Annotated in this window: 24 protein-coding genes, 1 tRNA gene and 1 riboswitch; of the genes, 7 read left to right on the top strand and 18 right to left on the bottom strand. The window is 65.8% G+C overall.

Annotated elements, in window-relative coordinates; genetic code table 11:
• Positions 1–36: 36 nt before the first annotated feature.
• From WDZ97_RS03945 to WDZ97_RS03935, 3 genes are read right to left on the bottom strand one after another with little or no spacing between them, the layout of a single operon-like run.
• Positions 37–303 (bottom strand): hypothetical protein, encoded by a 267-nt coding sequence (locus tag WDZ97_RS03945; protein ID WP_304003295.1) that lies wholly within the window; start codon positions 301–303, stop codon positions 37–39.
• The gene (locus WDZ97_RS03940; RefSeq protein ID WP_425761852.1) at positions 296–895 is read right to left on the bottom strand and encodes an RNA polymerase sigma factor; all 600 of its coding nucleotides are present in this window, start codon (positions 893–895) and stop codon (positions 296–298) included. The genes WDZ97_RS03945 and WDZ97_RS03940 overlap by 8 nt, the downstream gene beginning before the upstream one ends.
• On the bottom strand, positions 879–1331 hold the full coding sequence (locus tag WDZ97_RS03935; RefSeq protein ID WP_304003291.1) for a DUF3106 domain-containing protein: 453 nt from the start codon (positions 1329–1331) through the stop codon (positions 879–881). Before WDZ97_RS03935 ends, WDZ97_RS03940 begins: the two co-directional genes overlap by 17 nt.
• 150 nt (positions 1332–1481) lie before the next feature.
• Between WDZ97_RS03935 and WDZ97_RS03930 the strand changes: the two genes are divergently transcribed.
• Positions 1482–1814 carry a hypothetical protein gene (locus WDZ97_RS03930; protein ID WP_425761851.1) on the top strand — a complete coding sequence of 111 codons (333 nt, stop codon included), beginning with the start codon at positions 1482–1484 and terminating at the stop codon, positions 1812–1814.
• Positions 1815–1837: 23 nt separating this feature from the next.
• Here WDZ97_RS03930 and WDZ97_RS03925 read toward each other — a convergent pair whose 3' ends face one another.
• The 3 genes from WDZ97_RS03925 to thrC all read right to left on the bottom strand — a co-directional run bounded on the left by WDZ97_RS03925 (position 1838) and on the right by thrC (position 6827).
• Positions 1838–4186 carry a DUF1631 family protein gene (locus WDZ97_RS03925; RefSeq protein ID WP_425761850.1) on the bottom strand — a complete coding sequence of 783 codons (2349 nt, stop codon included), beginning with the start codon at positions 4184–4186 and terminating at the stop codon, positions 1838–1840.
• Positions 4187–4273: 87 nt separating this feature from the next.
• Positions 4274–4362, bottom strand: a riboswitch (cyclic di-GMP riboswitch).
• A 72-nt stretch (positions 4363–4434) separates the two neighbouring features.
• Complete coding sequence (locus WDZ97_RS03920) at positions 4435–5280, bottom strand: HDOD domain-containing protein (RefSeq protein WP_425761849.1); 846 nt, start codon at positions 5278–5280, stop codon at positions 4435–4437.
• Positions 5281–5381: 101 nt separating this feature from the next.
• Positions 5382–6827, bottom strand: coding sequence for a threonine synthase (thrC, locus tag WDZ97_RS03915; RefSeq protein WP_425761848.1), 1446 nt, complete (start codon positions 6825–6827; stop codon positions 5382–5384).
• A gap of 163 nt (positions 6828–6990) precedes the next feature.
• On the opposite strand from thrC, the gene WDZ97_RS03910 reads away from it, so the two are divergent.
• A complete protein-coding gene (locus WDZ97_RS03910) occupies positions 6991–8178 on the top strand; it encodes an HPP family protein (RefSeq protein ID WP_425761847.1) in 1188 nt (395 codons plus the stop codon).
• Positions 8179–8199: 21 nt separating this feature from the next.
• Here the strand turns inward: WDZ97_RS03910 and WDZ97_RS03905 are convergent, their stop codons facing one another.
• From WDZ97_RS03905 to WDZ97_RS03895, 3 genes are read right to left on the bottom strand one after another with little or no spacing between them, the layout of a single operon-like run.
• Positions 8200–9513 (bottom strand): homoserine dehydrogenase, encoded by a 1314-nt coding sequence (locus WDZ97_RS03905; protein WP_304003279.1) that lies wholly within the window; start codon positions 9511–9513, stop codon positions 8200–8202.
• A 36-nt stretch (positions 9514–9549) separates the two neighbouring features.
• On the bottom strand, positions 9550–10008 hold the full coding sequence (locus WDZ97_RS03900) for a GNAT family N-acetyltransferase (RefSeq protein WP_425761846.1): 459 nt from the start codon (positions 10006–10008) through the stop codon (positions 9550–9552).
• Positions 9998–11269 carry a pyridoxal phosphate-dependent aminotransferase gene (locus tag WDZ97_RS03895; RefSeq protein WP_019918002.1) on the bottom strand — a complete coding sequence of 424 codons (1272 nt, stop codon included), beginning with the start codon at positions 11267–11269 and terminating at the stop codon, positions 9998–10000. The genes WDZ97_RS03900 and WDZ97_RS03895 overlap by 11 nt, the downstream gene beginning before the upstream one ends.
• Before the next feature lie 163 nt (positions 11270–11432).
• On the opposite strand from WDZ97_RS03895, the gene WDZ97_RS03890 reads away from it, so the two are divergent.
• From WDZ97_RS03890 to WDZ97_RS03875, 4 genes are read left to right on the top strand one after another with little or no spacing between them, the layout of a single operon-like run.
• Complete coding sequence (locus WDZ97_RS03890) at positions 11433–11816, top strand: Mth938-like domain-containing protein (RefSeq protein ID WP_425761845.1); 384 nt, start codon at positions 11433–11435, stop codon at positions 11814–11816.
• Between the two features lie 36 nt (positions 11817–11852).
• Positions 11853–12305 (top strand): peroxiredoxin, encoded by a 453-nt coding sequence (locus WDZ97_RS03885; RefSeq protein WP_425761844.1) that lies wholly within the window; start codon positions 11853–11855, stop codon positions 12303–12305.
• 48 nt (positions 12306–12353) lie between these two features.
• Positions 12354–13808, top strand: a complete 1455-nt coding sequence (locus WDZ97_RS03880) for a PhoH family protein (RefSeq protein WP_304026953.1) — start codon at positions 12354–12356, stop codon at positions 13806–13808.
• Between the two features lie 21 nt (positions 13809–13829).
• Positions 13830–14291 carry a MarR family winged helix-turn-helix transcriptional regulator gene (locus tag WDZ97_RS03875; protein WP_019917998.1) on the top strand — a complete coding sequence of 154 codons (462 nt, stop codon included), beginning with the start codon at positions 13830–13832 and terminating at the stop codon, positions 14289–14291.
• A gap of 33 nt (positions 14292–14324) precedes the next feature.
• Here the strand turns inward: WDZ97_RS03875 and WDZ97_RS03870 are convergent, their stop codons facing one another.
• The 8 genes from WDZ97_RS03870 to rnr form a co-directional block, all read right to left on the bottom strand.
• The gene (locus WDZ97_RS03870; protein ID WP_425761843.1) at positions 14325–15419 is read right to left on the bottom strand and encodes a DUF748 domain-containing protein; all 1095 of its coding nucleotides are present in this window, start codon (positions 15417–15419) and stop codon (positions 14325–14327) included.
• 7 nt (positions 15420–15426) lie between these two features.
• Positions 15427–16851 carry a replicative DNA helicase gene (dnaB, locus tag WDZ97_RS03865; RefSeq protein WP_425761842.1) on the bottom strand — a complete coding sequence of 475 codons (1425 nt, stop codon included), beginning with the start codon at positions 16849–16851 and terminating at the stop codon, positions 15427–15429.
• A 188-nt stretch (positions 16852–17039) separates the two neighbouring features.
• A complete protein-coding gene (gene rplI, locus WDZ97_RS03860; protein ID WP_029143718.1) occupies positions 17040–17489 on the bottom strand; it encodes a 50S ribosomal protein L9 in 450 nt (149 codons plus the stop codon).
• 15 nt (positions 17490–17504) lie between these two features.
• Positions 17505–17777, bottom strand: coding sequence for a 30S ribosomal protein S18 (gene rpsR / locus WDZ97_RS03855; RefSeq protein WP_008058994.1), 273 nt, complete (start codon positions 17775–17777; stop codon positions 17505–17507).
• A 32-nt stretch (positions 17778–17809) separates the two neighbouring features.
• Positions 17810–18145 (bottom strand): primosomal replication protein N, encoded by a 336-nt coding sequence (priB, locus tag WDZ97_RS03850; RefSeq protein WP_425761841.1) that lies wholly within the window; start codon positions 18143–18145, stop codon positions 17810–17812.
• Positions 18142–18528: a 30S ribosomal protein S6 gene (gene rpsF / locus WDZ97_RS03845; RefSeq protein ID WP_008058992.1), complete on the bottom strand. Its 387-nt coding sequence runs from the start codon at positions 18526–18528 to the stop codon at positions 18142–18144. The genes priB and rpsF overlap by 4 nt, the downstream gene beginning before the upstream one ends.
• 132 nt (positions 18529–18660) lie before the next feature.
• Entirely contained in the window at positions 18661–19410 is a 750-nt protein-coding gene (gene rlmB / locus WDZ97_RS03840; RefSeq protein WP_425761840.1) for a 23S rRNA (guanosine(2251)-2'-O)-methyltransferase RlmB, read from the bottom strand.
• Positions 19407–21998: a ribonuclease R gene (gene rnr / locus WDZ97_RS03835; RefSeq protein ID WP_425761839.1), complete on the bottom strand. Its 2592-nt coding sequence runs from the start codon at positions 21996–21998 to the stop codon at positions 19407–19409. Before rnr ends, rlmB begins: the two co-directional genes overlap by 4 nt.
• Before the next feature lie 57 nt (positions 21999–22055).
• Here rnr and WDZ97_RS03830 point away from each other — a divergent pair.
• Positions 22056–22140: transfer RNA gene (locus WDZ97_RS03830), tRNA-Leu, on the top strand.
• 115 nt (positions 22141–22255) lie between these two features.
• Here WDZ97_RS03830 and WDZ97_RS03825 read toward each other — a convergent pair.
• Positions 22256–23560, bottom strand: a complete 1305-nt coding sequence (locus WDZ97_RS03825; RefSeq protein ID WP_425761838.1) for an adenylosuccinate synthase — start codon at positions 23558–23560, stop codon at positions 22256–22258.
• Between the last annotated feature and the right edge of the window lies 1 nt (position 23561).

Raw genomic sequence — 23561 nt, 5'->3', positions numbered from 1 at the left:
CGTAGCAGGCCGGCCCGACGGTGAAAACCCGTTGCGTCAAAGAACCAGCATGGTGGTGATCGACAGCTCGTCGAGCTGCGCCAACTCTTCGGTTTCCTGCCACGCACGGTACTCGAACACGCCGGCCGCCACGGCGAGCACCAGCGCGGCCAGCGCAACGCCGGTCACCCAGCGCGGGCGCTGCGACACGGGACGACGCGGCGCGCCGTCCCGCACGCGCGCCGCGAGTGCTGCAGGCACCGGCGGTGGCGGCAGCGAACGCAGTGCGCTGCGCAGCGCATCATCGGAAAATCGTTCAGTCATCGTCGGTCTCCCCGGCCAGCAGGGCCTTCAGGCGTGTGCGCGCCCGGAACAGCAGCTGATGCGCCGCATTGTCGGCAATGCCGAGCTCGCGCGCGATCGCCGCCACATCGTACTCCTGCCAGGCCCACATCATCAGTGCCGCACGCTGGCGCTCGGGCAGACCTGCCAGGGCTGCGCGCAGTGCGCCGCTGCGCGCAGCCGCCTGCCAGAGCTCCTCCGGCGTGGGCTGCGGATCGGCCAGCGATTCGAGCTCCGCTTCGTCGGCGCGCGGCCGGCTGCGCCTGAAGCGGTCCATGCACAGATTGCGCACGATGCTCAGGAACCAGGTGGACAGCTGCGCCCTTCCCTCGAAGCGCCCGGCGTGCTGCCACAGGCGGCAGAACGCCTCCTGCACGACGTCGTCGGATTCGGCGGCGTCGCCGGTCAGTTTCCAGGCCAGCGCATGGGCTGGCGGCAGCAGGCGTTTCACCAGTTCGTCACTGGCCACACGTTCACCCGCCCTCGCTTGCTGCAGCAACAGCGCGTCGCTGCGCCAGCCGGTCGGCAACAGCACACCGAAGCCGGACAGCGCGCCCTCAGCGTTCAAGTTCACGTTTGAGCCGCCGGCGTTCTTCGGGCGTCATCCGTTCGAGCATTTCGCGGCGCTCGCGCAACAGCGCGCGCCGCTCGTCCGGCGACAGCGACTGTATGTAGGCGCGCCGTTCGGCGCGCAGGCGCTCGCGCTCGGTCGCGCTCATCGATCTCCAATCCTCGCGCAGCCGCTCGCTCATTTCCCGGCGCTGCTCCGGCGGCAGCGACGACAGACGCTCGCGCAGCCGGGCGCGGAACTCGCGCCGCTCCTCTGGCGTGGCCGCCTTCAGCTTCTGCCGCAATTCGTGCGCCTGCGCTTCCCGCCGGTCGGCGGGCAAGGCGCTCCAGGCACCCGGGTCCGGCACAGCCGGCACCTCGGCCTGCGCGACACCTGCCCAGAGCAGGCCACACAGCAGGGTCAGACGGAAAATCATCATCGCAAGCAGAAGGATGGACACGATAGTTTGACGCCGCGGCGCGGCATTCCTTACGCGCCTGAGCGCACATTACATCCGCTTACAGCGGCGGCGCGTAAGGGCCGGCCCAGGCAGCACGTCTCACGGTCACAGCAGACGCATCCCGCCGACGCTGAACCTGTGGAGAACACGATGAAACTCATTCCCGGCCTGCTCGCCATCATCCCCCTGCTCGTCGCCGGCAGCGCGCTCGCGCAGACGCCCTCCGAGCGCATGGAGCAACGCATCGACGCGCGTCAGGCACGGCAAGAACAGCGCATCGACCACGGCGTCGAAAGTGGCAAGCTCACCCAGCGCGAGGCAACGCGGCTCGAACACCAGCAGGCGCACATCGATCACGCCGAAAACCGGGCACTGGCCGACGGGTCGCTGAACAGGAAGGAGGCGCTGCACATGGAAAAGATGCAGGACCGCGCCAAGCGCAGCATCCGCCACCAGAAGCACGATCGCCAGCACGCGCGCTGAATGCGCTGCCACGCGCGGGACGCTCAGCCGGCGGCAACCTCGTCGCGCGGCTGTGCCAGCGCCTGACTGACCGCCCGTTCGAACATCGGCGCCGCATCGACGATACGCGCTTCGCCCCGCGCCAGCTGCAGCGCCAGCGCGTCGGGCGCAATCGAGGTGGCCCGTGGGGAACCGGGATTGGTGAACAGATAGATGCCGCGCTGCGGACTGACCCAGTTCAAGCGCATACGCGAAAAACTGCCGTCGGGCTGCTTGAACTCGACCCAGTCGCCACGCTTCAGCTCGGCCACACGGCCTTCGTCGGCAATATCGAGATGCGCCGGCAGATTGAGCGAAATGTCCTCGTACTCGAGGCCATCCTGCTCGACGTGCTCGGTCACCACCTCGGGCGCCGGCACCGCGTCGTTCGCCGAGCCCTCGCCCGGCACCCACTGCTTCACCGGGGGCGGAGCGCCGGGCGTCGCCCCTGGCTTGATCCACTGTGCGTGCAGATCGAACAGGCCGTTGAGCAGCAGCAACTTGTCGGCCGGGTGCGCTTCGGCCGTGTCGAAACCCTGATTCAGCCTGCGCAGCAGGCCGGGCAACGCCTGCACCAGCTTGCGCCGCTCTTCCGGATCGCTCTTCGGCTGCACGCTCCAGATCAGTTCGTCCGCGGTTACCAGTGCCTGCCGGTAATCGACCTCGGTATCGGCGCCGCGCTCGGCCAGCGTGCGCAGCAGGCGACGCCAGACGCCGTCCAACAGGTTCTGCACCACTGCAGGAAGCGGCGTGCGCAGACGGTCGTCGACGGCGTCGTCAGCGGCGCGACGCGCATCGTCGCGGCGCAGACGTTCCTGTTCGCGCTCTTCGGCCAGACGGGCGGCCGTTTCGGCACGCTGCGACTCCTCGGATTCGAGCGCCTCGATGAAGCTTTCGAGGTCGCTGTTGCAGGCCTCGAACAGGCTCATGTCGCGCTCGAAGTCGCGCAGGATGCGATCGACGATTTCCGCCAGCTTTACGTACAGCGGATCGTCGTGGCCGACATCGCGGCCCCAGCGCAGCATGGCCTGAGAAATGAGATCGAGCAGGCGACGCGCCGGGTGCGCCTTGCTGGAGAAGAAGCTGCGATCCAGCATGGCCACCTTGACCAGCGGAATCTGCAGCCGGCCGACCAGCGCCTTGATCGGATCGGCGATGTTCGCATCGTCGAAGATGAGGTCGAACAGCATCGCGACGATGTCGACCGTGATCGCGTCGAACTGCCCCAGATGCCGGCCGAGATCGGAACTGCGGAAATCGCGCAGTACATTGACCGGAACGGGAAGACCGACACCCGGGCTCACCGGCAGATGATCGGCCTCTGCCTGCAGCGCGCTCAGCGCCTCGAACACGAAGGGCGAGGCCGGCGTGAAGCCGGCGGCGGGCCCGCTGCCGCCGGCAGCCGGCATCGGAATGCCCTGGGCGACCATCTGCCCTTGCACCAGCTGGGCCAGCATCGCATAGATGTCGCCCTCGCCATCGAAACCGCCAGCGCCGGACATCGACGGATCGCCGAAGCCCTGATGCATCGACGCCGTGCCGAAACCTTGCGTCATCGACGCGCTGCCGAAGCCCTGCACCGAAGACACGGTGCCGAAGTCCGGCCGCGGCATCGCCGCCTGCTCGCCACCCGGGGCCGCCCCGGCGCCGCGCGGCCGCGCCCCCGCCATCGGTGCGCGCCGGAACCCGCGGCGCAGTCCGGGCAGCACGTTCTGGCGCACCAGCCGGGTATTCAGTTCCTGATAGAGACGGGCCAGCTCGTTGGAAATCTGCTGTTCGAGCGATTGCAGCAGCACCAGTCGCATCTGCACGCCCGGATCGACCTCCTCGGACGCCGCGCGCAGCGCGTTGGCAATGGCTTCGGTACCGATCGGATTGTCAGCATCGGTCGGGTCCTGCTTGCCGAGCAGACTGCCCAGGCGCTGTTCGACCGCGTACAGATCCTCGTCGCAGTGTTCCTTCAGCTTGCGGGTGATTTCGCTGACGGCCAGATCCTGGGTCAGCACGTCCTCTTCGACCAGGCTCAGCTCGTCGAGCGATTTCGGCGCGGCGGCGGCGGAGGCCTTCAGCGGCTCGCCGCGCACGCGGGCATCGAAATACCGCGAGAGATTGTCGATGAAGGCCTGCTCGATGCCGGCCCAGTTCTCGCGGGCCTTGCCGCAGGTGAACATGTAGAGGTTGCGCTGGTCACGGTCGAGCTCGGCTTCTGCACGCGCGACCAGATCTTCTTCGATCTTGGTCAGCATGCCGTGCAGCGATTCGCGCAGACGACGCAGCGTGAAATCGCGGCAGTCGTTGATCACGCGTCCGCGTTCGGGCGGCAGATTGGGAGGCATCGGTGAAGCGGCGCTCATTGTTTACCTTTGCGGTCGCTCAAAGCGACCTGAAAAGGCCGAAACCCGGGCAAGTTTCAGGTCGGAGCGCAACCTGTGGCGCAGTATAGCGGCGGCCCCGCTGTCATGGGGTGTCGTCACCCTGTAGACCGGAAACTTTGCGTCGCCGTCTTTCGACGGGTTTGCCCTGGTTCAGCTGTTATCAGATTTCACCGAAATTAACGGTCCGCCGGGCGCGGACTTGAGGGTCTCCCCGGCGGTCGAGCCGATCACACCTGCAGCGTCGCGATGATGGAGTCGATTTCCTCCTGCGATTCGGCCACCACGGCGTCGAGCGTTTCGTTGTCGATGTCGGCGGTGACGGTTTCGGCGATCGCGGCGTCGTGCTCTGCCGTCGCACTGCAGAACGGGTTCGGGAAGGCCGCCATGCTCTCGGCCAGAAAAAGCACGTCGGCCAGCGAACGCGGCGGCACGACCGGTCCCGTGATCGACGGATCGTCGACCGCATCGATGATCTGGGTCGGCACCTTCAGCGATTCCAGCACTGCCCGGCCGACACTGCGGCTGAAACTGAACATCAGGCCGCTCAGTTCCTCCTCGCGCTGCAGCAGCGCCGGGAAGGCGGAGGCGCGGGCCAGCAGGTAGAACTGGCCGATCTCGTGCACGACGCCGGCGAGCATCGCCGCATCGGCGTTGAGTCGGGACAGCCGGCGCGCGATCACGAAGCTGAGTGCCGACACGTGAATCGTGTGCTGCCACAGGTCGTGCGTCATCACACGCAGCCGCTCATCGGCACGCGCATCGACCATCTGGCGGACGATGAGCGACATCGTGAGCATGCGGATCGGCTCGGTGCCGACCCGGTTCACAGCGGTGCGCACATCGGTGATTTCGTTGCCGCTGCGGTTGTAGGCGACCGAATTGGCCAGACGCAGCGCCTTCGCGCTCAGCACCGGCTCGGCGCCGACCAGGCGCGCGACCTCGTTGATGTTGATGTCCGGGTTCTCGAGCGCCTGGCGGATGCGCAGCGAAACGTCGATGCTGGTCGGGAACACGATGTCCCCCGACTCCAGTTCGGCCGAAAGTCGTTGCAGTGCTTCAAGCGATGCGTTCACCGGCTCACCCATGAGTTGTCCCCGTACATACACAGTTCGATGTACGGGTCTACGGCAGGCCGGCGGATGTCTTGAATCCGTGGGGCGACCGCCCCCCGCGCTCAGCCGGCGTGGCGCGCGATGTAATCCTTTATGGCCGCCACGTCGGCATCCATCACCTCGAAACGCTGCGGCAGCGATTCCAGATTCTCCATGCCGGCCGGACGCACTGGCTCGCGACCCAGGGCCTCGACCACAGTTTCCGAGAACTTTGCCGGCAGCGCAGTTTCCAGCACGATCATCGGCACGCCGGCCTCGCGCCGCTCGAGGGCGACCTTGAGGCCGTCGGCGGTATGCGTGTCGATGGCGCGCCCCCAGCGTTCGTTGGCCAGCCGCATCGTGGCGACGCGGTGCGCATGATTGCTGGCACCGGACTGGAATCCGTATTCGGACGCCACCTTTCCGAACAGCGACGACGCCGACAGATCGAACGGACGGCCGCGGTCGACCTCGCCCCACATCGCCCGCACCGCCTCCGCATCGCGGCCGGTCAGGTCGTAGATGAAGCGCTCGAAATTGCTGGCCTTCGAAATGTCCATCGACGGGCTGGTCGTGTGCAGCGTTTCGGCGGTGGCGCGCGGACGATAGACGCCGGTGCGGAAGAACTCGTCGAGCACGTCGTTCTCGTTGGTCGCGACCACCAGGTGACGGATGGGCAGGCCCATCATGCGAGCGATGTGGCCGGCGCACACGTTGCCGAAGTTGCCGGACGGCACGGTGAAGCTCACCTCTTCGCCGTTGTGCTTCGTCGCCGCGAAATAGCCCTTGAAGTAGTAAACGACCTGGGCCGACACGCGCGCCCAGTTGATCGAATTGACCGTGCCGATGCAGTACTTCGACTTGAAATCGAGATCGTTCGATACCGCCTTGACCATGTCCTGGCAGTCGTCGAACACGCCGCGCACCGCGATGTTGAAAATGTTCGGATCCTGCAGGCTGAACATCTGCGCCGTCTGGAAGCGGCTCATCTTGCCGTGCGGGCTCAGCATGAACACGCGCACGCCGTGCTTGCCGCGCATCGCGTATTCCGCGCTGGAGCCGGTGTCGCCGGACGTGGCGCCGAAGATGTTCAGCTGCTGGCCGCTTTTTTCCAGCGCGTACTCGAACAGATTGCCGAGCAGCTGCATCGCCATGTCCTTGAACGCCAGCGTCGGACCATTGGACAGTTCGAGCAGGTGCAGGCCGGACTCCAGCGTGTACAGCGGCGTGATATCGCGCGCATCCGACCCGGACACCGTGTTGCGATACACCTCCGGCGTGTAGGTGCGGTCGATCAGCGCCTTCAGGTCGGCCGCCGGAATGTCGTCGGCGAAGCGCGACAGGATGGCGAAGGCGAGCTGGCGGTAATCCATGCCGCGCATCGCTTCGAGATCGGCCGCCGTAAACCGCGGGTACTGAACGGGCATGGCGAGGCCGCCATCTTCCATCAGGCCGCCCAGCAGGATTTCTGTGAAGCGCTTCTGCGGCGCCTGGCCGCGGGTGGATACGTAGTACATCGCGTCGTGCATCGGATTCGTGGTCGAGAAACGGCGCGCGGAGCGCGCGCAGGGGGCATTAATCTAGCACAGCGCGCTGCCCGGCCCGCGCCAGCGTGCGCTGTGGTTATGGGCACATGTTCGCACCACAATGGGGCATGAAGGTAGACTGGCGCGCTTTGCCCGGATCGACTCGATGACCGGCCTGACCGAACTGCTGCGGCGTCATCTGGTATCGGACGCCCCGCCACTGTCCCGCGCAGAACGCTGGCGCAGCACGCTCGCCGGCTTCTTCGGCCTGCTCCTGTTCGAGGGCGTGCTCTTCGTGCTGCCGCTCGGCGCCGAAGAAAAACGCATCCTGGCGCCGCTGGGCGCGACCTCCGTCATCCTTTTCGCGCTGCCGCACAGCCCGCTGGCCCAACCGTGGTCGGTGATCGGCGGCCTGCTCCTGTCCGCGCCGCTGGGCTACGCCTGTGGTCACTGGCTGCCCGCCGGACCGTGGGTGATGGCGGTCGCACTGGCGGCGTCGATCTGGCTCACCGCCTGGGCGCGCTGCATCCACCCGCCCGCTGGCGCGATGGCGCTGACCATGGCCATGGCCGCCGCACAGGGGGCGGCCATCGAGCCTGCACTGATGGCGACGGCGGCGAACACGATCGCCATCATGGTGGCGGTGATGGTGGTGAACAATCTCGTCCCCGGTCGCCACTACCCGCAGGGCACACCGCCTGCCGCCCAGCAGCAGATGCATCAGGCGCCGCCCGTCATCGCCCACCGCGACCTGGAGGCGGCGCTGGGCGAGATCGACAGCTTCCTCGACATTCGCGAGGACGATCTGGTCGATCTCTACGAGCGCACGCTGCGGCATGCCTTCAAGCGCGTACATCGCATGCGCTGCGGCGACCTGATCGATGGAGCCGTCACGGCGCCCGCCGTCGAATTCGCAACGCCGCTGGCGGAAGCCTGGCTGCTGATGCGCAAGCTGCGCGTCGATACGCTGCCGGTGGTCGACCGCAGCCGACGGGTGATCGGCCTGCTGTCGCTGGAGGACTTCCTGCGCGAAGTGTCGCCCGAGGCGAACCGATCGATGGGCGAAGCCGTGCGCCATCTGCTGGCGCGCTCGCCGCACACGCATTCGGACAAGGCGGAAGTGGTCGGACAGATGATGCGCGAGGTGCGCGACGGCGTGCTGGTGCTGCGCCAGAACGACAGCGTGGCCGACGCGGCGGAGGCGCTGGCCTCCGGTCGTCAGCCGGCGGTACCGGTGATCAATGGCGCCGACCGCCTGGTCGGCATGCTGGATCGCACCGACATGGTGGCGGCGCTGTATCACCGGATCGAACTGGCCGACGCGATGAGCGCCGAGCCGGCGCCGGCCGGCTGAGCACCGGCCCGCCCTGCCCGTTCAGCCGTTCAGTTCTTCCAGACGCAGACGCGTCACCGCGCCCACCGTGCTGTCCAGCGCCTCGATGCGGACGATGGCCGCGTCGACCTGCTTCTCGCGGGTGACGTGGGTCAGCATGATGATGTTGGCCTGCTGTTCGCCTTCCGACGGTTCCTTCTGCAGCATCGCGTCGATGCTGATGCCCTGGTCGGCGAGGATGCGCGTGATGTCGGCCAGCACGCCGGGTTTGTCCTGCACGCGCAGGCGCAGGTAGTAGGCGCTTTCGACTTCGCTGATCGGCAGGATGGGGGTATCGGACAGCTGATCGGCGCGGAAGGCGAGGTGCGGTACGCGGTGTTCCGGGTCGGCGGTGTGCAGACGGGTCACGTCGACCAGATCGGCGATGACCGCGCTGGCGGTCGGTTCGGCACCTGCGCCGCGGCCGTAGTACAGCGTCGCGCCCACCGCGTCGCCCTTAACCACCACGGCGTTCATCACGCCTTCGACGTTGGCGATCAGGCGCTTGGACGGGATCAGCGTCGGATGCACGCGCAGTTCGAAACCGTCGGCCTTGCGCTTGGTGATGCCCAGCAGCTTGATGCGGTAGCCCAGTTCCTCGGCGTAACGGATGTCCTCGGCGGTCAGCTTGGTAATGCCCTCGATGTGGGCACGGTCGAACTGCACCGGGATACCGAAGGCCAGCGCCGACAGCAGCGTGATCTTGTGGGCGGCATCGACACCTTCGATGTCGAAGGTCGGGTCGGCTTCGGCATAGCCCAGGCGCTGCGCGTCGGCCAGCGCGTCGGCAAAGGTGAGACCTTTGTCACGCATTTCCGACAGGATGTAATTGGTGGTGCCGTTGATGATGCCGGCGATCCAGTCGATGCGGTTGGCGGTCAGCCCTTCGCGTACCGCCTTGATGATGGGAATGCCGCCCGCCACGGCCGCCTCGAACGCCACCATGACGCCCTTGGCCTGCGCCGCGGCGAAGATTTCCTGGCCGTGCACGGCGAGCAGCGCCTTGTTGGCAGTGACCACGTGCTTGCCGTTGGCGATCGCCTCCAGCACCAGCTGCTTGGCCACGGTGTAGCCGCCGATCAGCTCGACCACGATGTCGATGCTGGGATCACGCACCACCTCGAAGGCGTCGCCGGTCACGCGGGCGGCACCACCGGTCATCGACTTCGCGCGCTCGACGTCGCGGTCGGCAACGGCGGTGATCTGGATCGGGCGACCGGCGCGACGGGTGATTTCTTCCTGGTTTCGGGTGAGCACCGTCCAGGTGCCGCCGCCGACGGTGCCGATGCCGAGCAGGCCTACGTTGATGGGTTTCATGCTGTCCCTCGTCTTGTAATGGGTGCCGCGGACCGGTCAGGCCAGGTCACGCGAAAAATGAAAACAGGCGATGTGCATGCCTTCGCGATGGTAGAAGCGGTGCGCATCGACGCGATGGGTGCCGGAATCCAGCCGCAGCTGCGTCACGCCGCGCGACTTCGCCTCGGTCGCCAGCCAGTCGAGCAGCCGCTTGCCGACACCGCGCGAGCGCGCCGCCGGATCGGTCACCAGATCATCGACGTAGAAGAACACACCGCAGGACGTGTTGCGATAGCTGCGGAAGACCGTGACACCGACGACCTTACCGTCAGCGACGGCAACCGCGATCTCGCCGCCGTCGGCCACGATGCCCTGCATCGTGCCGGCGTAGTCGGCCGGCAGATCCGGCCGCAGCGCGCGATGCACGGTTTCGGCCCTGGCGAGCCAGCCGGGTTCCGTTACCGCGCGAGCGGTCGCCACGCGCAGCACGTCGAGCACCGGCGACTCAAGTGCCATGGCGCTTGCGGTAGCCGTCGAGGAAGCGTGCGATGCGGCCGATGGCGTCACGCAGATCGTCTTCGTGCGGCAGGAAGACGACGCGGAAGTGGTCCGGGCGCGGCCAGTTGAAGCCGGTGCCCTGCACCAGCAGCACGCGTTGTTCTTCCAGCAGTTCGAGGATGAAGCGCTGGTCGTCCTCGATCGGGTAGATCTTCGGATCGAGCTTCGGAAAGAGGTAGAGCGAAGCGCGCGGCTTGACGCAGCTCACGCCCGGGATGTCGGTGAGCAGTTCCCACGCCACGTCGCGCTGACGCGCCAGACGGCCACCCGGCTTGATCAGGTCGTTGATGCTCTGGTAGCCGCCGAGCGCCGTCTGGATCGCGAACTGGCCCGGCACGTTCGAACACAGGCGCATCGACGCCAGCATGTTCAGGCCGTCGATGTAATCGCGCGCGTGGCGCTTGTCGCCGGACACCACCATCCAGCCGGCGCGGTAGCCGCAGGCACGGTAGTTTTTCGACAGGCCGTTGAACGTGACGAACAGCAGATCATCGGCCAGCGAGGCGATCGAGGTGTGGGTCGCGCCGTCGTACAGCGTCTTGTCGTAGATCTCGTCGGCGAACACGATGAGCTTGTGCTCGCGCGCGATCTGCACCAGGTCGCGCAGCAGATCGTCCGAGTACAGCGCGCCGGTCGGATTGTTCGGATTGATGATGACGATGGCGCGCGTGCTCGACGTGATCTTCGAGCGGATGTCGTTGAGGTCGGGCATCCAGTCGGCGCCCTCGTCGCAGATGTAATGGCGGGCAGTACCGCCGGCCAGCGTCACCGCGGCGGTCCACAGCGGATAGTCGGGCGCCGGTACCAGCACCTCGTCACCGGTGTTGAGCAGACCCTGCATCGCCATCACGATCAGCTCGGACGCGCCGTTGCCGATGAAGATGTCGTCCACGCCGACGCCGGGAATCTTCTTCTCCTGGCAGTACTGCATGATGGCCTTGCGCGGCGCGAACAGGCCGCGCGAGTCGGTGTAGCCGGCGGCATCGGGCAGATTGCGGATCACGTCCTGCACGATCTCTTCCGGCGCATCGAAGCCGAAAGGCGCGAGATTGCCGATGTTGAGCTTGATGATGCGGTGGCCGTCCTCCTCCATCTGGCGTGCACGGGCGAGGACGGGGCCGCGGATGTCGTAACAGACGTTGGCGAGCTTGGACGACTTGGTGACCGGCGGATGCACGATGGCGGACTCGGAAGACTCTTTGGGCGTATGGCGGGACATGTGGATTACCTATGCGGCGCGCGCACGCACTTGCCGCTGCCCTGGCAACATTGCCGACAGGCGAAAAAGGTATGATTGTAAGCGACCGCCGAAAGCAGGGCAAAACCGTTCTGGCGGCCACGACGATACAGTTGCGAACCACCCCGGACATAACCCACGCGACGTGAAGCTGCACCAGACTCCCCGCCCCACCATTCCGCTGATCACCGGCTTCGGCGACGGCTATCTGCAGATCGGCGAACGCCGGGTCACGCGCACCATCCTGATCGCGCCGGAGCAATTGCGCGAAGACTGGGGCGCCGACGACCTCGACCGCCTGAAGCCGGAAGACTTCACCGAACTTGCGGCACTGCCGGTGCAGATCCTGCTGCTCGGCACCGGCCCGACCCAGCGCTTCCCGCACCCTTCGCTGCTGCGGCCGATGATCGAGGCCGGCATCGGTGTCGAGGTGATGGACACCCTCGCCGCCGCCCGCACCTACAACATTCTCGTGGCCGAAGGGCGAGCGGTGGCCGCCGCGCTGCTGCTGCCCGACGCGACATCCTGACCCCATCTTTCTGCAAGCACTGGAGACCGAGACACGATGAGCGAAATCCGGGCTGACGACTTCACCCTGCCCTCCACCTCCGGCGCCGACTTCCTGCTGTCCGCTGCCGGCAAGCCGCTGGTGATCTACTTCTACCCGAAGGACAGCACGCCGGGCTGCACCACGGAAAGTGCGGACTTCCGCGACCGCTACGGCGATTTCAAGGCGCTCGGCGCCGACGTGGTCGGCATTTCGCGCGACAGCATCAAGTCGCACAAGAACTTCAAGGCCAAGCTCGAACTGCCTTTCGAACTGCTGTCCGACCCGGACGAGACGGCATGCACGCTGTTCGGCGTGATGAAGATGAAGAACATGTACGGAAAACAGGTGCGCGGTGTGGAACGCAGCACTTTCGTCATCGGTCCGGACAACCTTATCCTGCGCGAGTGGCGCGGTGTGAAGGTGCCGGGCCACGCGGAAGAGGTGCTCGCCTTCGTCCGCTCGCTCTGAAACGCCGCACCCACGACACCACCCGAGACTTCACGCCCACAGGATCACATGGCCACCCGACGCCCCGCAGCAGCCCCTGCCCGCCGTTCCCGCAAGTCGCCCCCGGCCACCAAGCTCTTCGTTCTCGACACCAATGTGCTGATGCACGATCCGACGTCGCTGTTCCGCTTCGAGGAACACGACATCTTCGTGCCCATCATGACGCTCGAGGAACTGGACAACAACAAGAAGGGCATGACCGAAGTGGCGCGCAACGCGCGTCAGGTGAGCCGCCTGCTCGATGAGATCGTCAGCGGTGCCGAAGACAAGATCGCCGAGGGCATCCCGCTGGCGGCTGCATCGAGCGACCTCGCCAGCGGTCATCTGCTGCTGCAGACCGAAGCGATCAACGGCGTGCTGCCGACCGCACTGCCGACCGCCAAGGCGGACAACCAGATCATCGCGGTGGTGATGCACCTGTCCGAGCGTCACCCGGGTCGTCAGGTCATCCTGGTGTCCAAGGACATCAATATGCGCATCAAGGCCCGCGCGCTCGGGCTGCATGCGCAGGATTACTTCAACGACAAGGTGCTCGAAGACACCGACATGCTCTACACCGGCACGCGCGAGCTGCCGGAGAAGTTCTGGGACGAGCACGGCGGCAACCTCGAGTCGTGGAAGGAAAACGGTCGCACGATGTACCGGGTCAAGGGCCCGCTGTGCCCGGATCTGCTGATCAACGAATTCGTCTACAAGGAAGCCGGCGCCAAGCAGGACAAGCCCTTCCATGCGCTGGTGCGGGAACGCGCCGGCAAGACGGCGGTGCTGGAAACGCTGGTCGACTACAGCCATCACAAGAATTCGGTCTGGGGCATCCTGGCACGCAACCGCGAACAGAATTTCGCGCTGAACCTGTTGATGAACCCCGAGGTGGACTTCATCACGCTGCTCGGCCAGGCCGGCACCGGCAAGACGCTGCTGACACTGGCGGCCGGACTCACCCAGGTTCTTGAAACCAAGCTTTACAGCGAAATCATCATGACCCGGGTTACCGTGCCGGTCGGCGAGGACATCGGCTTCCTGCCCGGTACTGAGGAAGAGAAGATGACGCCGTGGATGGGCGCGCTTGAAGACAATCTGGACGTGCTGAACAAGACGGACGATCCGAATGGCTCAGGCGAATGGGGCCGTGCCGCGACGATGGATCTGATCCGCAGCCGCATCAAGGTGAAGTCGCTGAACTTCATGCGCGGGCGCACCTTCCTGAACAAGTTCCTCATCATCGACGAAGCGCAGAACCTGACGCCGAAGCAGATGAAGACGCTGATCACGCGCGCGGGCCCCGGCACCAAGGTCGTATGCCTGGGCAATATCGCGCAGATCGACACCCCTTACCTGACTGAAGGCAGTTCCGGCCTGACCTATGTCGTCGACCGCTTCAAGGGCTGGCCGCACAGCGGTCACGTCACCCTGCAGCGCGGCGAACGTTCGCGTCTGGCCGACCACGCTGCCGAAGTGCTCTGACCCCCTACGGAGGACATCGCCATGACCTTCATCGACCCGATGCTGCTGGACCAGCAGCTGTGTTTCGCCCTGTACGCCGCCGCCCACGCGATCACGCGCTGTTACACGCCGGGTCTGAAGGCGCTCGGGCTGACCTATCCGCAGTATCTGGTGATGCTGGTGCTGTGGCAGGAAGACGCGCTGACGCTGAAAGCGCTGGCCGAGCGGCTGGACCTCGATTCGCCGACGCTGACACCGCTGCTCAAGCGGCTCGAAGCCAACGGCTATCTCACCCGTGCGCGCAACCGTACCGACGAGCGGGCGCTCGAAATACGGCTGACGGAGGCCGGGCACGCGCTGAGGGAGAGGGCGGAAGAAGTGCATGCCGAAGTCGCCCGTCAGTCCGGTCTGCCGCCGGACGCGATGGCGCGCATGCGGGCAGAACTGCAGCGTCTGAGCGCCCAGCTCAAGGGCGCCGAACAGGCGCGGACACAAGCGGGCTGATCCGCGTGGCGAGGGCGGCGGATCGGCCGGCAGTCAGTCGCCGAACAGCTTGCCGACGGCCTCGCCCACACCCTTCACCACTGAACTGCCGGCATTGCCGACGCCGCGCACCAGCCCACCCAGACTGACGCCGAGCGACTCGGCCATGGCGCTGGTGACGCGCGTCGCGAAGCCTTCGTTCAGCGAGAATTTCGGATCGTCGATGCGCCCTTCCAGCGTGAAATCGACGCTGATGCGTTCGTTCCTGTCCTTCATCAGCCCGACCACCGCCGCCCGTGGCATGCCCATGAAGGTGTTGCCGGACGCCAGTTCGAGGCCGGTCAGCGTGAGCGTACCTGGTGCCTTCAGTCGTTTGTCGGCGACGACAGGACGGATATCCAGATCCATCGTGCCGCGCTTGACGCCGGTTTCCGCGGCCTGGATCAGATAGGGCTGGAAGGCGACCAGATCGACGCCGCGCAGCGAGAACTCGAGCTTCGCGTCGCGCGTAGCCAGCACGACTTCGCCATTCAGCGCCAGCCGACCGTCCTGTCGAGGCCCCTTGACGGCCCCGTCGATCGCCAACGTGGTCGCGCTGTCCAGGGCCGGCAGGTCGATCGGGCCGATATCCGCGTTGAGCGCCGTCAGCGCCAGCCGGTGCGGCGTGCGTCGCACGCTGGCGTCGAAGAAGTCGAGTGCGCTGTCCCGCAGTTCGATGCGCGCGACGTGTACCGGCGGCATGTTGCCGCCCGCGTCGGCAGCCGGGCCCGTTTCGAGCAGCGCGGGCAGCACGCGCAAGCCACCTTGCCGCGTACGCAGCATGGACAGATAGGCGCCCTCGACGGTAATGCGCGCGATACGCACGCGTGCCGACAGCAGGTCGCGCAGTTGCGGCACCACCTCGACACGCTGCGCGCGCAGTTCGTCGTCGGCCGGCCACGGCATGTCGCCGTCGCGCTGCGCCCGGATGCGCACCGCATGCAGCACCACCGCATCCAGCCCGACCTCGATGCTTGCCACCTCACCACGCGGCCCGAGCGCCGCCTCGATCTGGCTGCGCAACAGATGCAGCGCGAGCTGGAAGGCGCCAACACCGAGCACCGCCAGAACGGCGATGACGATGGCGAGGCGACGCAGCCAGACCGTCACGCGCGCCTCAGTAGGAACCGGGCCGTGCAGCGTTGACGAACTTCGTGTGCTCGCCCTGGAAGCCGAGCACCACCGTACCGGTCGGGCCGTTACGGTGCTTGCCGATGATGATCTCCGCCAGCCCCTTGTCCTGGGTATCGGGGTTGTACACCTCATCCCGATAGATGAACATGATGATGTCGGCGTCCTGTTCGATGGCGCCGGATTCGCGCAGGTCACTCATCACCGGCCGCTTGTTCGGACGCTGTTCCAGCGCACGGTTCAGCTGCGACAGCGCGATGATGGGCACGTGCAACTCCTTCGCCAGCGACTTGATCGCGCGCGAGATTTCCGAAATCTCGGCGGTCCGGTTCTCGCCGTCGCGGGTGCCGGACATCAGCTGCAGGTAGTCGATCACGATCAGACCGAGCTTGCCGCACTGGCGATACAGCCGGCGCGCGCGCGCGCGCAGGTCGGTCGGGTTGATGCCTCCGGTCTCATCGATATGGATCGGCGCCTCGTGCAGCTTGCCCAGCGCCATGGTCAGCCGGCCCCAGTCGTCGTCGGTCAGGCGGCCGGTGCGCAGGCGCCCCTGGTCGATCTTCGCTACCGAAGACACGAAACGCATGGCGAGCTGGGTACCCGGCATTTCGAGCGAGAAGATGGCCACCGGCAGGCCGAGCTCGACCGCGACGTGTTCGCAGATGTTGAGCGCGAAGGTGGTCTTGCCCATGGCCGGACGGCCGGCGACGATGATCATGTCTCCGGGCTGCAGGCCGGCGGTCTTGTCGTCCAGATCGACGTAGCCGGTCGGCACCCCCGTCACTTCCGACGGATCGTCGCGGTCGTACAGTTCCTGGATGCGATTGACCACCTGCACCAGGATGGGCTGAATGGCGACGAACCCCGTACTGGCCGAAGCGCCCGCCTCGGCGATCTCGAATATCTTCGATTCCGCCTCGTCGAGCAGCGTCTTGGCATCGCGTCCGCGCGGCGTCAGCGCATTGGCGGCGATCTCATCGCCGACGCTGACCAGCTTGCGCAGGATGGCGCGCTCACGGACGATTTCCGCATAGCGGCGGATATTGGCGGCCGACGGCGTGTTGTTGGCGATCTCGCCCAGATAGGCCAGCCCGCCGGTCTGCTGCGCCTCGTCGCCCTTCTCGATCGATTCATAGACGGTCACGACATCGGCCGGCTTGCCCTGCTCGATCAGCTTGGCGATGTGGCGGAAGATGCGGCGGTGATCGTCGCGGTAGAAGTCGGATTCGTTGACCTGGTCGCCAACGCGGTCCCAGGTACTGTTGTCCAGCAGCAGACCGCCGATCAGCGACTGCTCGGCCTCGATCGAATGCGGCGGCAGCTTCAGCGCCGCCACCTGTCTGTCCTGCGCGGCCTGGGCAGCCTGGGCGGCTTGGGCGTCCGGACCGGGCGCGTTGCGCACAGTGCTCATGATGTCTTTTTCATTCTGGAGAACTTGCCGGGGCAATCCCGCAATCTAGCCGTGCAGCGTCTGCACGACAACTGCACAAGCTGTGGAAAAGCTGTGGGCTTCGCTGTGGATGAAACGCCCGTCGGATCGGCGTCAACGAAAAAGGCCACCCGCAGGTGGCCTTTCCGACGCAGCCCGAAGGCCGGCGATCAATGCTCGCCGAGCACCGACACCGTCACGGTGGCGATCACGTCCGAGTGCAGCGCGATCTCGAACTGGGCATCGCCCACGGCCTTCAGCGGGCCGTCCGGCATGCGCACCATCGACTTGTCCACCGGGAAGGACTGGGCAGCCAGCGCTTCGGCGATGTCGGCAGTCGACACCGAACCGAACAGGCGGCCATCGACACCGGCCTTGCGGGTGATCTGCACCATGAAGCCTTCCAGCTTCTCGGCGACAGCCTTGGCAGCGGCCAGACGTTCGGCAGCGGCCTTTTCCAGTTCGGCACGGCGGGCTTCGAAAGCCGCCAGGTTTTCCGGGGTCACGCGCTTGGCGCGGCCGGTCGGGATCAGGAAGTTGCGGGCGTAACCGTCACGCACCTTCACCACATCGCCCAGATCGCCGAGCTTGGCGACCTTGTCCATCAGGATTACTTGCATGGTCGTCTCCCTCGATTACTGGTGCAGGTCGGTGTAAGGCATCAGCGCCAGGAAGCGTGCGCGCTTGATGGCGGTCGACAGCTGACGCTGGTAGCCGGCGCGGGTGCCGGTCAGGCGTGCCGGCATGATCTTGCCGTTTTCGGAGATGAAGTCCTTCAGGATTTCAACGTCCTTGTAGTCGATCTCTTCGATCTTCTCTGCGCTGAAGCGGCAGAACTTGCGGCGCTTGAACATGCTGCGCGAGCCGCGATCGTCCTTCTTCTTGCCGTTCTTCGGTCTGAAAGCCATGGTGGTTTCCTTCCACTGTTGCAACGCCGGGCTCAGTTGCCCGAGGTCACGAATTCGATACGGGTTATATGCATGACGCCCTGCCTGCTTTTCGCACTGCGGGCTGCCATGAATCCTTCTGCGATCAACGACGTTCCAAGCGGGGCTTGAGCGAGCATCCTTGCCAGGTCACCCAACAGCACGAAATCGGTTTCGAACCGTACTTCGCGTGGCGCACCGTTTTCGATCTGCTGCGACAGATGCTCGAGGCATCCACGCAGGATCGGCACGCCGGCCGGGGTCTGTCTCAGTGCATCGCGTTCGATCAGCGTGGCGGACAAGGTAAAGCTGTTTGCCGCCGGGCCGACCGCGCCCTGCCCTTCGGTCAAGCCGCCGGCTGTTCCGCAGCCGGGGCAGCGGCTTCAGCAGCCGGTGCCAGCAGCGAACGCGACTTCTCTTCCTTCATCATCGGCGACGGCGTGACGACAGCCTTGCGCATCTTGATGGTGAGGTGGCGGAGAACGGCGTCGTTGAACTTGAAGGCGTGCTCGAGTTCGGCCAGCGTTTCGCCGTCGCACTCGATGTTCATGAGCACGTAGTGAGCCTTGTGCACCTTCTGGATCGGGTAGGCCAGCTGACGGCGACCCCAGTCTTCCAGACGGTGGATGCTGCCGTTGCGGCCAGTGACCAGCGTACGGTAGCGCTCGACCATGGCGGGCACTTGCTCGCTCTGGTCCGGATGGACGATGAAAACCACTTCGTAATGTCGCATGTAATCTCCTTGCGGTTCAGTGCCGGGCAAACAAGAGCCTGTCCGGCGGTTACACCTCCCGGCATGCGAATCCGGTGAGGCAAGGTAAGCCCGCGAGTATAGCGTGCGGGCCGTGATTCTTACAAGCTGCGCTCAGCCTGCCCGTGCGGTGCGCTGGCGCCGCGCCTCGAACAGGCACACGCCGCTGGCCACCGACACATTCAGGCTTTCGACCGTGCCGTGCATCGGAATCGACGCCAGCACGTCGACGGTTTCGCGGGTGAGCCGGCGCATGCCGTCGCCCTCGGCGCCGAGCACCCAGGCGACCGCGCCCGACTGATCGACCGCGTACATCGACTTGTCAGCCTCGCCCGCGGCGCCGATGGTCAGGATGTCGCGCTCCTTCATCTCACGCAGGCTGCGCGCCAGATTGGTCACCGTCACGTACGGCACGGTGTCGGCGGCACCACTGGCCACCTTGATCGCGGTGGCGTTCAGGCCGACCGCCCGGTCGCGCGGCGCCACCACCGCATGCGCACCGGCCGCGTCGGCAACACGCAGGCAGGCGCCGAGGTTATGCGGATCCTGGATGCCGTCGAGCACCAGCAGCAGCGGCGGCTCGGACAGCGTGTCCAGCACGTCGTCGAGCGAGCGGTAAGGAATCTGTGCCAGCACGCGCGCCACGACACCCTGGTGACGCGCGGCGCCTCCGGCCAATCCGTCGATGCGCGCCGGCTCCATCTGCACCCACTTGACGCCGGCCGCCTCGGCGGCGCGGATCAGATCGCGCATGCGACCGTCCTGACGTGCGGTTGATACGAACAGCTCCTTCACTGCATCCGGGGCGTGGCGGATCTTCGCGGTGACCGCGTGAAAACCGAAGATGTAGCGGGTATCGCTCATTCGCGCACCTTCCGCTTCGGCACTGCCGACTTCGGTGTGCGGGCGCCGCTCTTCTTGGCGACGGACGGCTTCTTCGCCGGGGCTTTGCTCACTGCGCTCTTCTTTCCTGTCGTCTTCTTCGTTGCACTCTTCGCCGCCTTCTTTGCTGCCGGCTTCGGTGCTGCAGCCTTGCTTCCCTTGGGCTTGGGCGCCCGGGCGGGCGGTTCAGTGCGCGGCGCGGGCGCTGTCACGTCCGGTGCGACAGGCTTCGCCTTCCCCTTTGCGTGCGATACCGGCTTATCCTCCCGCGCAGACGCGTCGCGCTCGACGCGCCGGCGCGAAGCTGCGCCAGTCGGGCCCTGCTTGGGCGTCAGCTTCGCCTGCTGCGGCACACGACCGAAGTCCCGCTCGGCACCGCCGGCGAGTCGGAAATCGATGCGCGTGTTGTCGAGATCGACACGCACGACCTGGATGCGCACGCGATCAGCCAGACGATAGATGCGGCCGCTGCGCTCACCGACCAGGCGATGCTTGCCTTCGTCGTAATGAAAGTAATCGGCGCCGAGGTCGGAAATATGCACCAGGCCTTCGATGAACACGTCATCCAGCGCAACGAACAGACCGAAAGGCACGACCGCCGACACGCTGCCTTCGAACTCCTCGCCGACGCGGTCCTGCATGAAGTAGCACTTGAGCCAGTTGGTCACATCGCGGCTGGCTTCGTCGGCGCGCCGCTCGGTGGTCGAGCAGTGCAGACCGATGTCGGACCAGTCGCCCGGCTCGTACCTCTTCTTCGCCAGCGCAGCCTTGATCGCGCGGTGCACGAGCAGGTCGGGATAGCGGCGGATCGGCGAGGTGAAGTGAGTGTACGCCTCGTAGGCCAGGCCGAAGTGGCCGACGTTGTCGGGGCTGTAGATGGCCTGGCGCAGCGAGCGCAGCATCACCGTCTGCAGCAGCTGGCGGTCGGGGCGGTCACCGATGCGCTCAAGCAACGCAGCGTAGTCCTTCGCGTGCGGCTTGTCGCCGCCACCCAGCTGGAAGCCGAACTCGCCAAGGAAGGCGCGCAGCTTCTGCAGGCGGTCTTCGCTCGGGCCCTCATGCACGCGGTACAGCGTGTCCTGCCCGCTCTCCTCGAGGAAACGCGAGGCGCAGACGTTGGCCGCCAGCATGCATTCCTCGATCAGCCGGTGCGCGTCGTTGCGCGCGTACGGCACGATGCGTTCGATCTTGCCGGCATCGTTGAACAGCATCTGCGTCTCGACCGTTTCGAAGTCGATGGCGCCGCGCTTCGCACGCGCCTTGCCGAAGACACGGAACACCGCGTCCAGCGCTTCGAGGCGCGGCAGCAGCGGCTTGAGCCGTTTGCGGACGTCGGCATCCTTGTCGTACAGGGCGGCCGCAACCTCGGTATAGGTGAGGCGTGCCTTGGAATTCATCACTGCGGCGTAGAAGCGGAAACGCTGGATCGCGCCGGCGGCCGACACATCCATGTCGCACACCATGCACAGGCGGTCCACCTGCGGATTGAGCGAGCACAGCCCGTTGGAGAGCTTCTCCGGCAGCATCGGAATGACCCGGCGCGGGAAGTAGACCGAATTGCCGCGCTCGAAGGCCTCGGCATCGAGCGCCGTGCCCGGTTTCACGTAATGACTCACGTCGGCGATGGCGACGACCAGACGGAAGCCGCGGCCCTGCTTTTCGCAGTACACGGCGTCGTCGAAGTCCTTCGCCGTTTCACCGTCGATGGTGACCAGTTCGAGGTCGCGCAGATCGACCCGGCCGGCGCAGTCCTTCTCGCGCACCTCGTCGGGCAGACGCTTGGTCGCCGCCAGCACCTTGGCCGAGAACTCGTGCGGCATGTCGTGCTTGCGCAGCGCGATCTCGATCTCCATGCCGGAGTCGCCGTAGTTGCCCAGCACCTCGACCACGCGACCAATGGGCGGCGTATAGCGCGTCGGCTGTTCGATCAGTTCGACCTCGACCACGGCACCGGCCGTGGCCTTCAGCGCGCGCTTGCCCTTCTCGGGGGCGGCGAGGACGATCTGCTGGCGAATGCGGCGGTTCTCGGCGATACAGAACTGCACGCCGTGCTCCTCGACCACACGGGCGATAAGCCGCGAATTCGCACGCTCGGTCACCTCGACCACCTTGCCCTCGGGCCGGCCGCGGCGGTCGGTGCCGCTGATGCGTACCAGCACGCGGTCACCGTGCAGCACGCTGCGCATTTCCTGCGCGCTCAGGAAGATGTCCTTGCGCTCCGCCTTGGCCCCGGGCGGCGTCTTGTCGTCGCCGACGATGACGAAGCCGAAACCATCGGGATGCCCCTCCACGCGACCGGCGATCAGATCGGCCTTGTCGGGGATGATGTAGGCGTCGCGACGATTGCGCATCAGCTGCGCCTCGCGCTCCATCGCGCCGAGGCGACGCACGAAGTAATCGCGCTCGTGCGGCTGTATGTCGAGTGCCTGGACCAGTTCGTCGGCACTCATCGGAACCGCTGCCTGCTCAAGCACTTGAACGATGTACTCGCGGCTCGGCAACGGGTTTTCGTAGCGAGCGGTTTCACGCTCGAAGAAGGGATCCGCGCGGCGGATCTTGCTCAGTTTCACTTTTTTCTCTTTTTCTCTTGACAACGTAGATGCCTAGTATAAAATGCGCAGCCTCTTGCCCAGGTGGCGAAATTGGTAGACGCGCTAGTTTCAGGTACTAGTGCCGCAAGGTGTGGAGGTTCGAGTCCTCTCCTGGGCACCAAACAAGCCAGCAGAAAAGCCGACAGAAATGTCGGCTTTTTTGTTTTCTGCTGCCGCCAAAAACAAAAAACCCGCACACCCCTTCCGGGGCATGCGGTTCGTCGTACCCGTCACCCTCACTCGAAGGGATGACGCAGCACGATGGTCTCTTCACGATCGGGGCCGGTCGAAATCATGTCGACCGGCACGTCGCACAAGGCCTCGATGCGCGCGATGTAGGCACGTGCATTGGCCGGCAGATCCTGCACCCGCTTCGCCCCCACCGTCGTGCCATCCCAGCCGGGCAACGTTTCGTAGATGGGCTCGCAGGCACCGACGCGCTCCGACCCCAGAGGCAGCAGGTCGGACACCTCACCGTTGACGCGATAGCCGGTACAGACCTGCAGTTCCTCGATGCCGTCGAGCACGTCGAGCTTGGTCAGACACAGGCCAGTCACGCCATTGATCTGGATCGAACGGCGCAGCGCAGCTGCATCGAACCAGCCGCAGCGGCGCACGCGGCCGGTCACCGTGCCACGCTCGTGACCGATGGTCGACAGGTGATGGCCCACGGTGCCCTCTTCCTCGATCGGCAGTTCGCTCGGGAACGGACCGGAACCGACGCGGGTGGTGTAGGCCTTGGTGATGCCCAGCACGTAATGCAGCATGCCCGGGCCGACGCCAGCGCCGGCGCTGGCCGCACCGGCCACGCAGTTGCTCGATGTGACGTAGGGATAGGTGCCATGATCGACATCCAGCAGCGTTCCCTGCGCGCCCTCGAACAGCAGATTGTCGCCGCGCTTGTGCGCCGCGTGCAGCAGCGCCGACACGTCGGCCACCATGGGCAGAAGCCTCGGCGCGAGCGCCAGGACGTCGTCGAGCGTCTGCTGATAATCAACCGGCTTGGCGCCAAGCTGCTTTTCCAGCAGGAAGTTGTGGAATTCCATCACCTCGCGCAGCTTCTCGGCGAAGCGCTCGGGATTGAACAGATCGAGCACGCGCAACGCGCGGCGCGCGACCTTGTCTTCGTAGGCCGGGCCGATGCCCTTGCCGGTGGTGCCGATCTTGGCGCCGCCACGTGCGTCTTCACGCGCGATATCGACCGCACTGTGGAAGGGCAGGATGAGCGGGCAGGCCTCGCTCACCTTGAGGCGCGAACGCACCTCGATGCCACCCGCTTCCAGCTTGTCGATTTCCGACAGCAGATGGGACGCCGACAGCACAACGCCGTTGCCGATGTAGCAGGCGACACCGTCGCGCATGATGCCGGACGGGATCAGGTTCAGCGCGTACTTCTGCCCCTTGATCACCAGCGTGTGGCCCGCGTTGTGGCCGCCCTGGAAGCGCACGACGCCCTGCGCGTGATCGGTCAGCCAATCGACGACCTTGCCTTTGCCCTCGTCGCCCCACTGGCTGCCGATGACCACTACGTTCTTTGCCATG

Source organism: Methyloversatilis sp. MC4-4, assembly GCF_049843555.1.
Classification (GTDB): domain Bacteria; phylum Pseudomonadota; class Gammaproteobacteria; order Burkholderiales; family Rhodocyclaceae; genus Methyloversatilis; species Methyloversatilis discipulorum_B.
This window is presented reverse-complemented; position numbering and strand designations above follow the sequence as displayed.

What these genes read in the sequence shown, in the direction of transcription:
- WDZ97_RS03930 (WP_425761851.1), top strand. Translation starts at nt 1,482, where the DNA reads ATGAAACTCATTCCCGGCCTGCTCGCCATCATCCCCCTGCTCGTCGCC.
- WDZ97_RS03900 (WP_425761846.1), bottom strand. Translation starts at nt 10,008, where the DNA reads ATGGCACTTGAGTCGCCGGTGCTCGACGTGCTGCGCGTGGCGACCGCT.
- WDZ97_RS03895 (WP_019918002.1), bottom strand. Translation starts at nt 11,269, where the DNA reads ATGTCCCGCCATACGCCCAAAGAGTCTTCCGAGTCCGCCATCGTGCAT.
- rpsR (WP_008058994.1), bottom strand. Translation starts at nt 17,777, where the DNA reads ATGGCTTTCAGACCGAAGAACGGCAAGAAGAAGGACGATCGCGGCTCG.
- WDZ97_RS03825 (WP_425761838.1), bottom strand. Translation starts at nt 23,560, where the DNA reads ATGGCAAAGAACGTAGTGGTCATCGGCAGCCAGTGGGGCGACGAGGGC.
- WDZ97_RS03905 (WP_304003279.1), bottom strand. Translation starts at nt 9,513, where the DNA reads ATGAAACCCATCAACGTAGGCCTGCTCGGCATCGGCACCGTCGGCGGC.
- WDZ97_RS03925 (WP_425761850.1), bottom strand. Translation starts at nt 4,186, where the DNA reads ATGAGCGCCGCTTCACCGATGCCTCCCAATCTGCCGCCCGAACGCGGA.
- rplI (WP_029143718.1), bottom strand. Translation starts at nt 17,489, where the DNA reads ATGCAAGTAATCCTGATGGACAAGGTCGCCAAGCTCGGCGATCTGGGC.
- WDZ97_RS03880 (WP_304026953.1), top strand. Translation starts at nt 12,354, where the DNA reads ATGGCCACCCGACGCCCCGCAGCAGCCCCTGCCCGCCGTTCCCGCAAG.
- WDZ97_RS03945 (WP_304003295.1), bottom strand. Translation starts at nt 303, where the DNA reads ATGACTGAACGATTTTCCGATGATGCGCTGCGCAGCGCACTGCGTTCG.
- dnaB (WP_425761842.1), bottom strand. Translation starts at nt 16,851, where the DNA reads ATGAGCACTGTGCGCAACGCGCCCGGTCCGGACGCCCAAGCCGCCCAG.
- WDZ97_RS03910 (WP_425761847.1), top strand. Translation starts at nt 6,991, where the DNA reads ATGACCGGCCTGACCGAACTGCTGCGGCGTCATCTGGTATCGGACGCC.
- WDZ97_RS03885 (WP_425761844.1), top strand. Translation starts at nt 11,853, where the DNA reads ATGAGCGAAATCCGGGCTGACGACTTCACCCTGCCCTCCACCTCCGGC.
- thrC (WP_425761848.1), bottom strand. Translation starts at nt 6,827, where the DNA reads ATGCACGACGCGATGTACTACGTATCCACCCGCGGCCAGGCGCCGCAG.
- rpsF (WP_008058992.1), bottom strand. Translation starts at nt 18,528, where the DNA reads ATGCGACATTACGAAGTGGTTTTCATCGTCCATCCGGACCAGAGCGAG.
- rlmB (WP_425761840.1), bottom strand. Translation starts at nt 19,410, where the DNA reads ATGAGCGATACCCGCTACATCTTCGGTTTTCACGCGGTCACCGCGAAG.
- WDZ97_RS03875 (WP_019917998.1), top strand. Translation starts at nt 13,830, where the DNA reads ATGACCTTCATCGACCCGATGCTGCTGGACCAGCAGCTGTGTTTCGCC.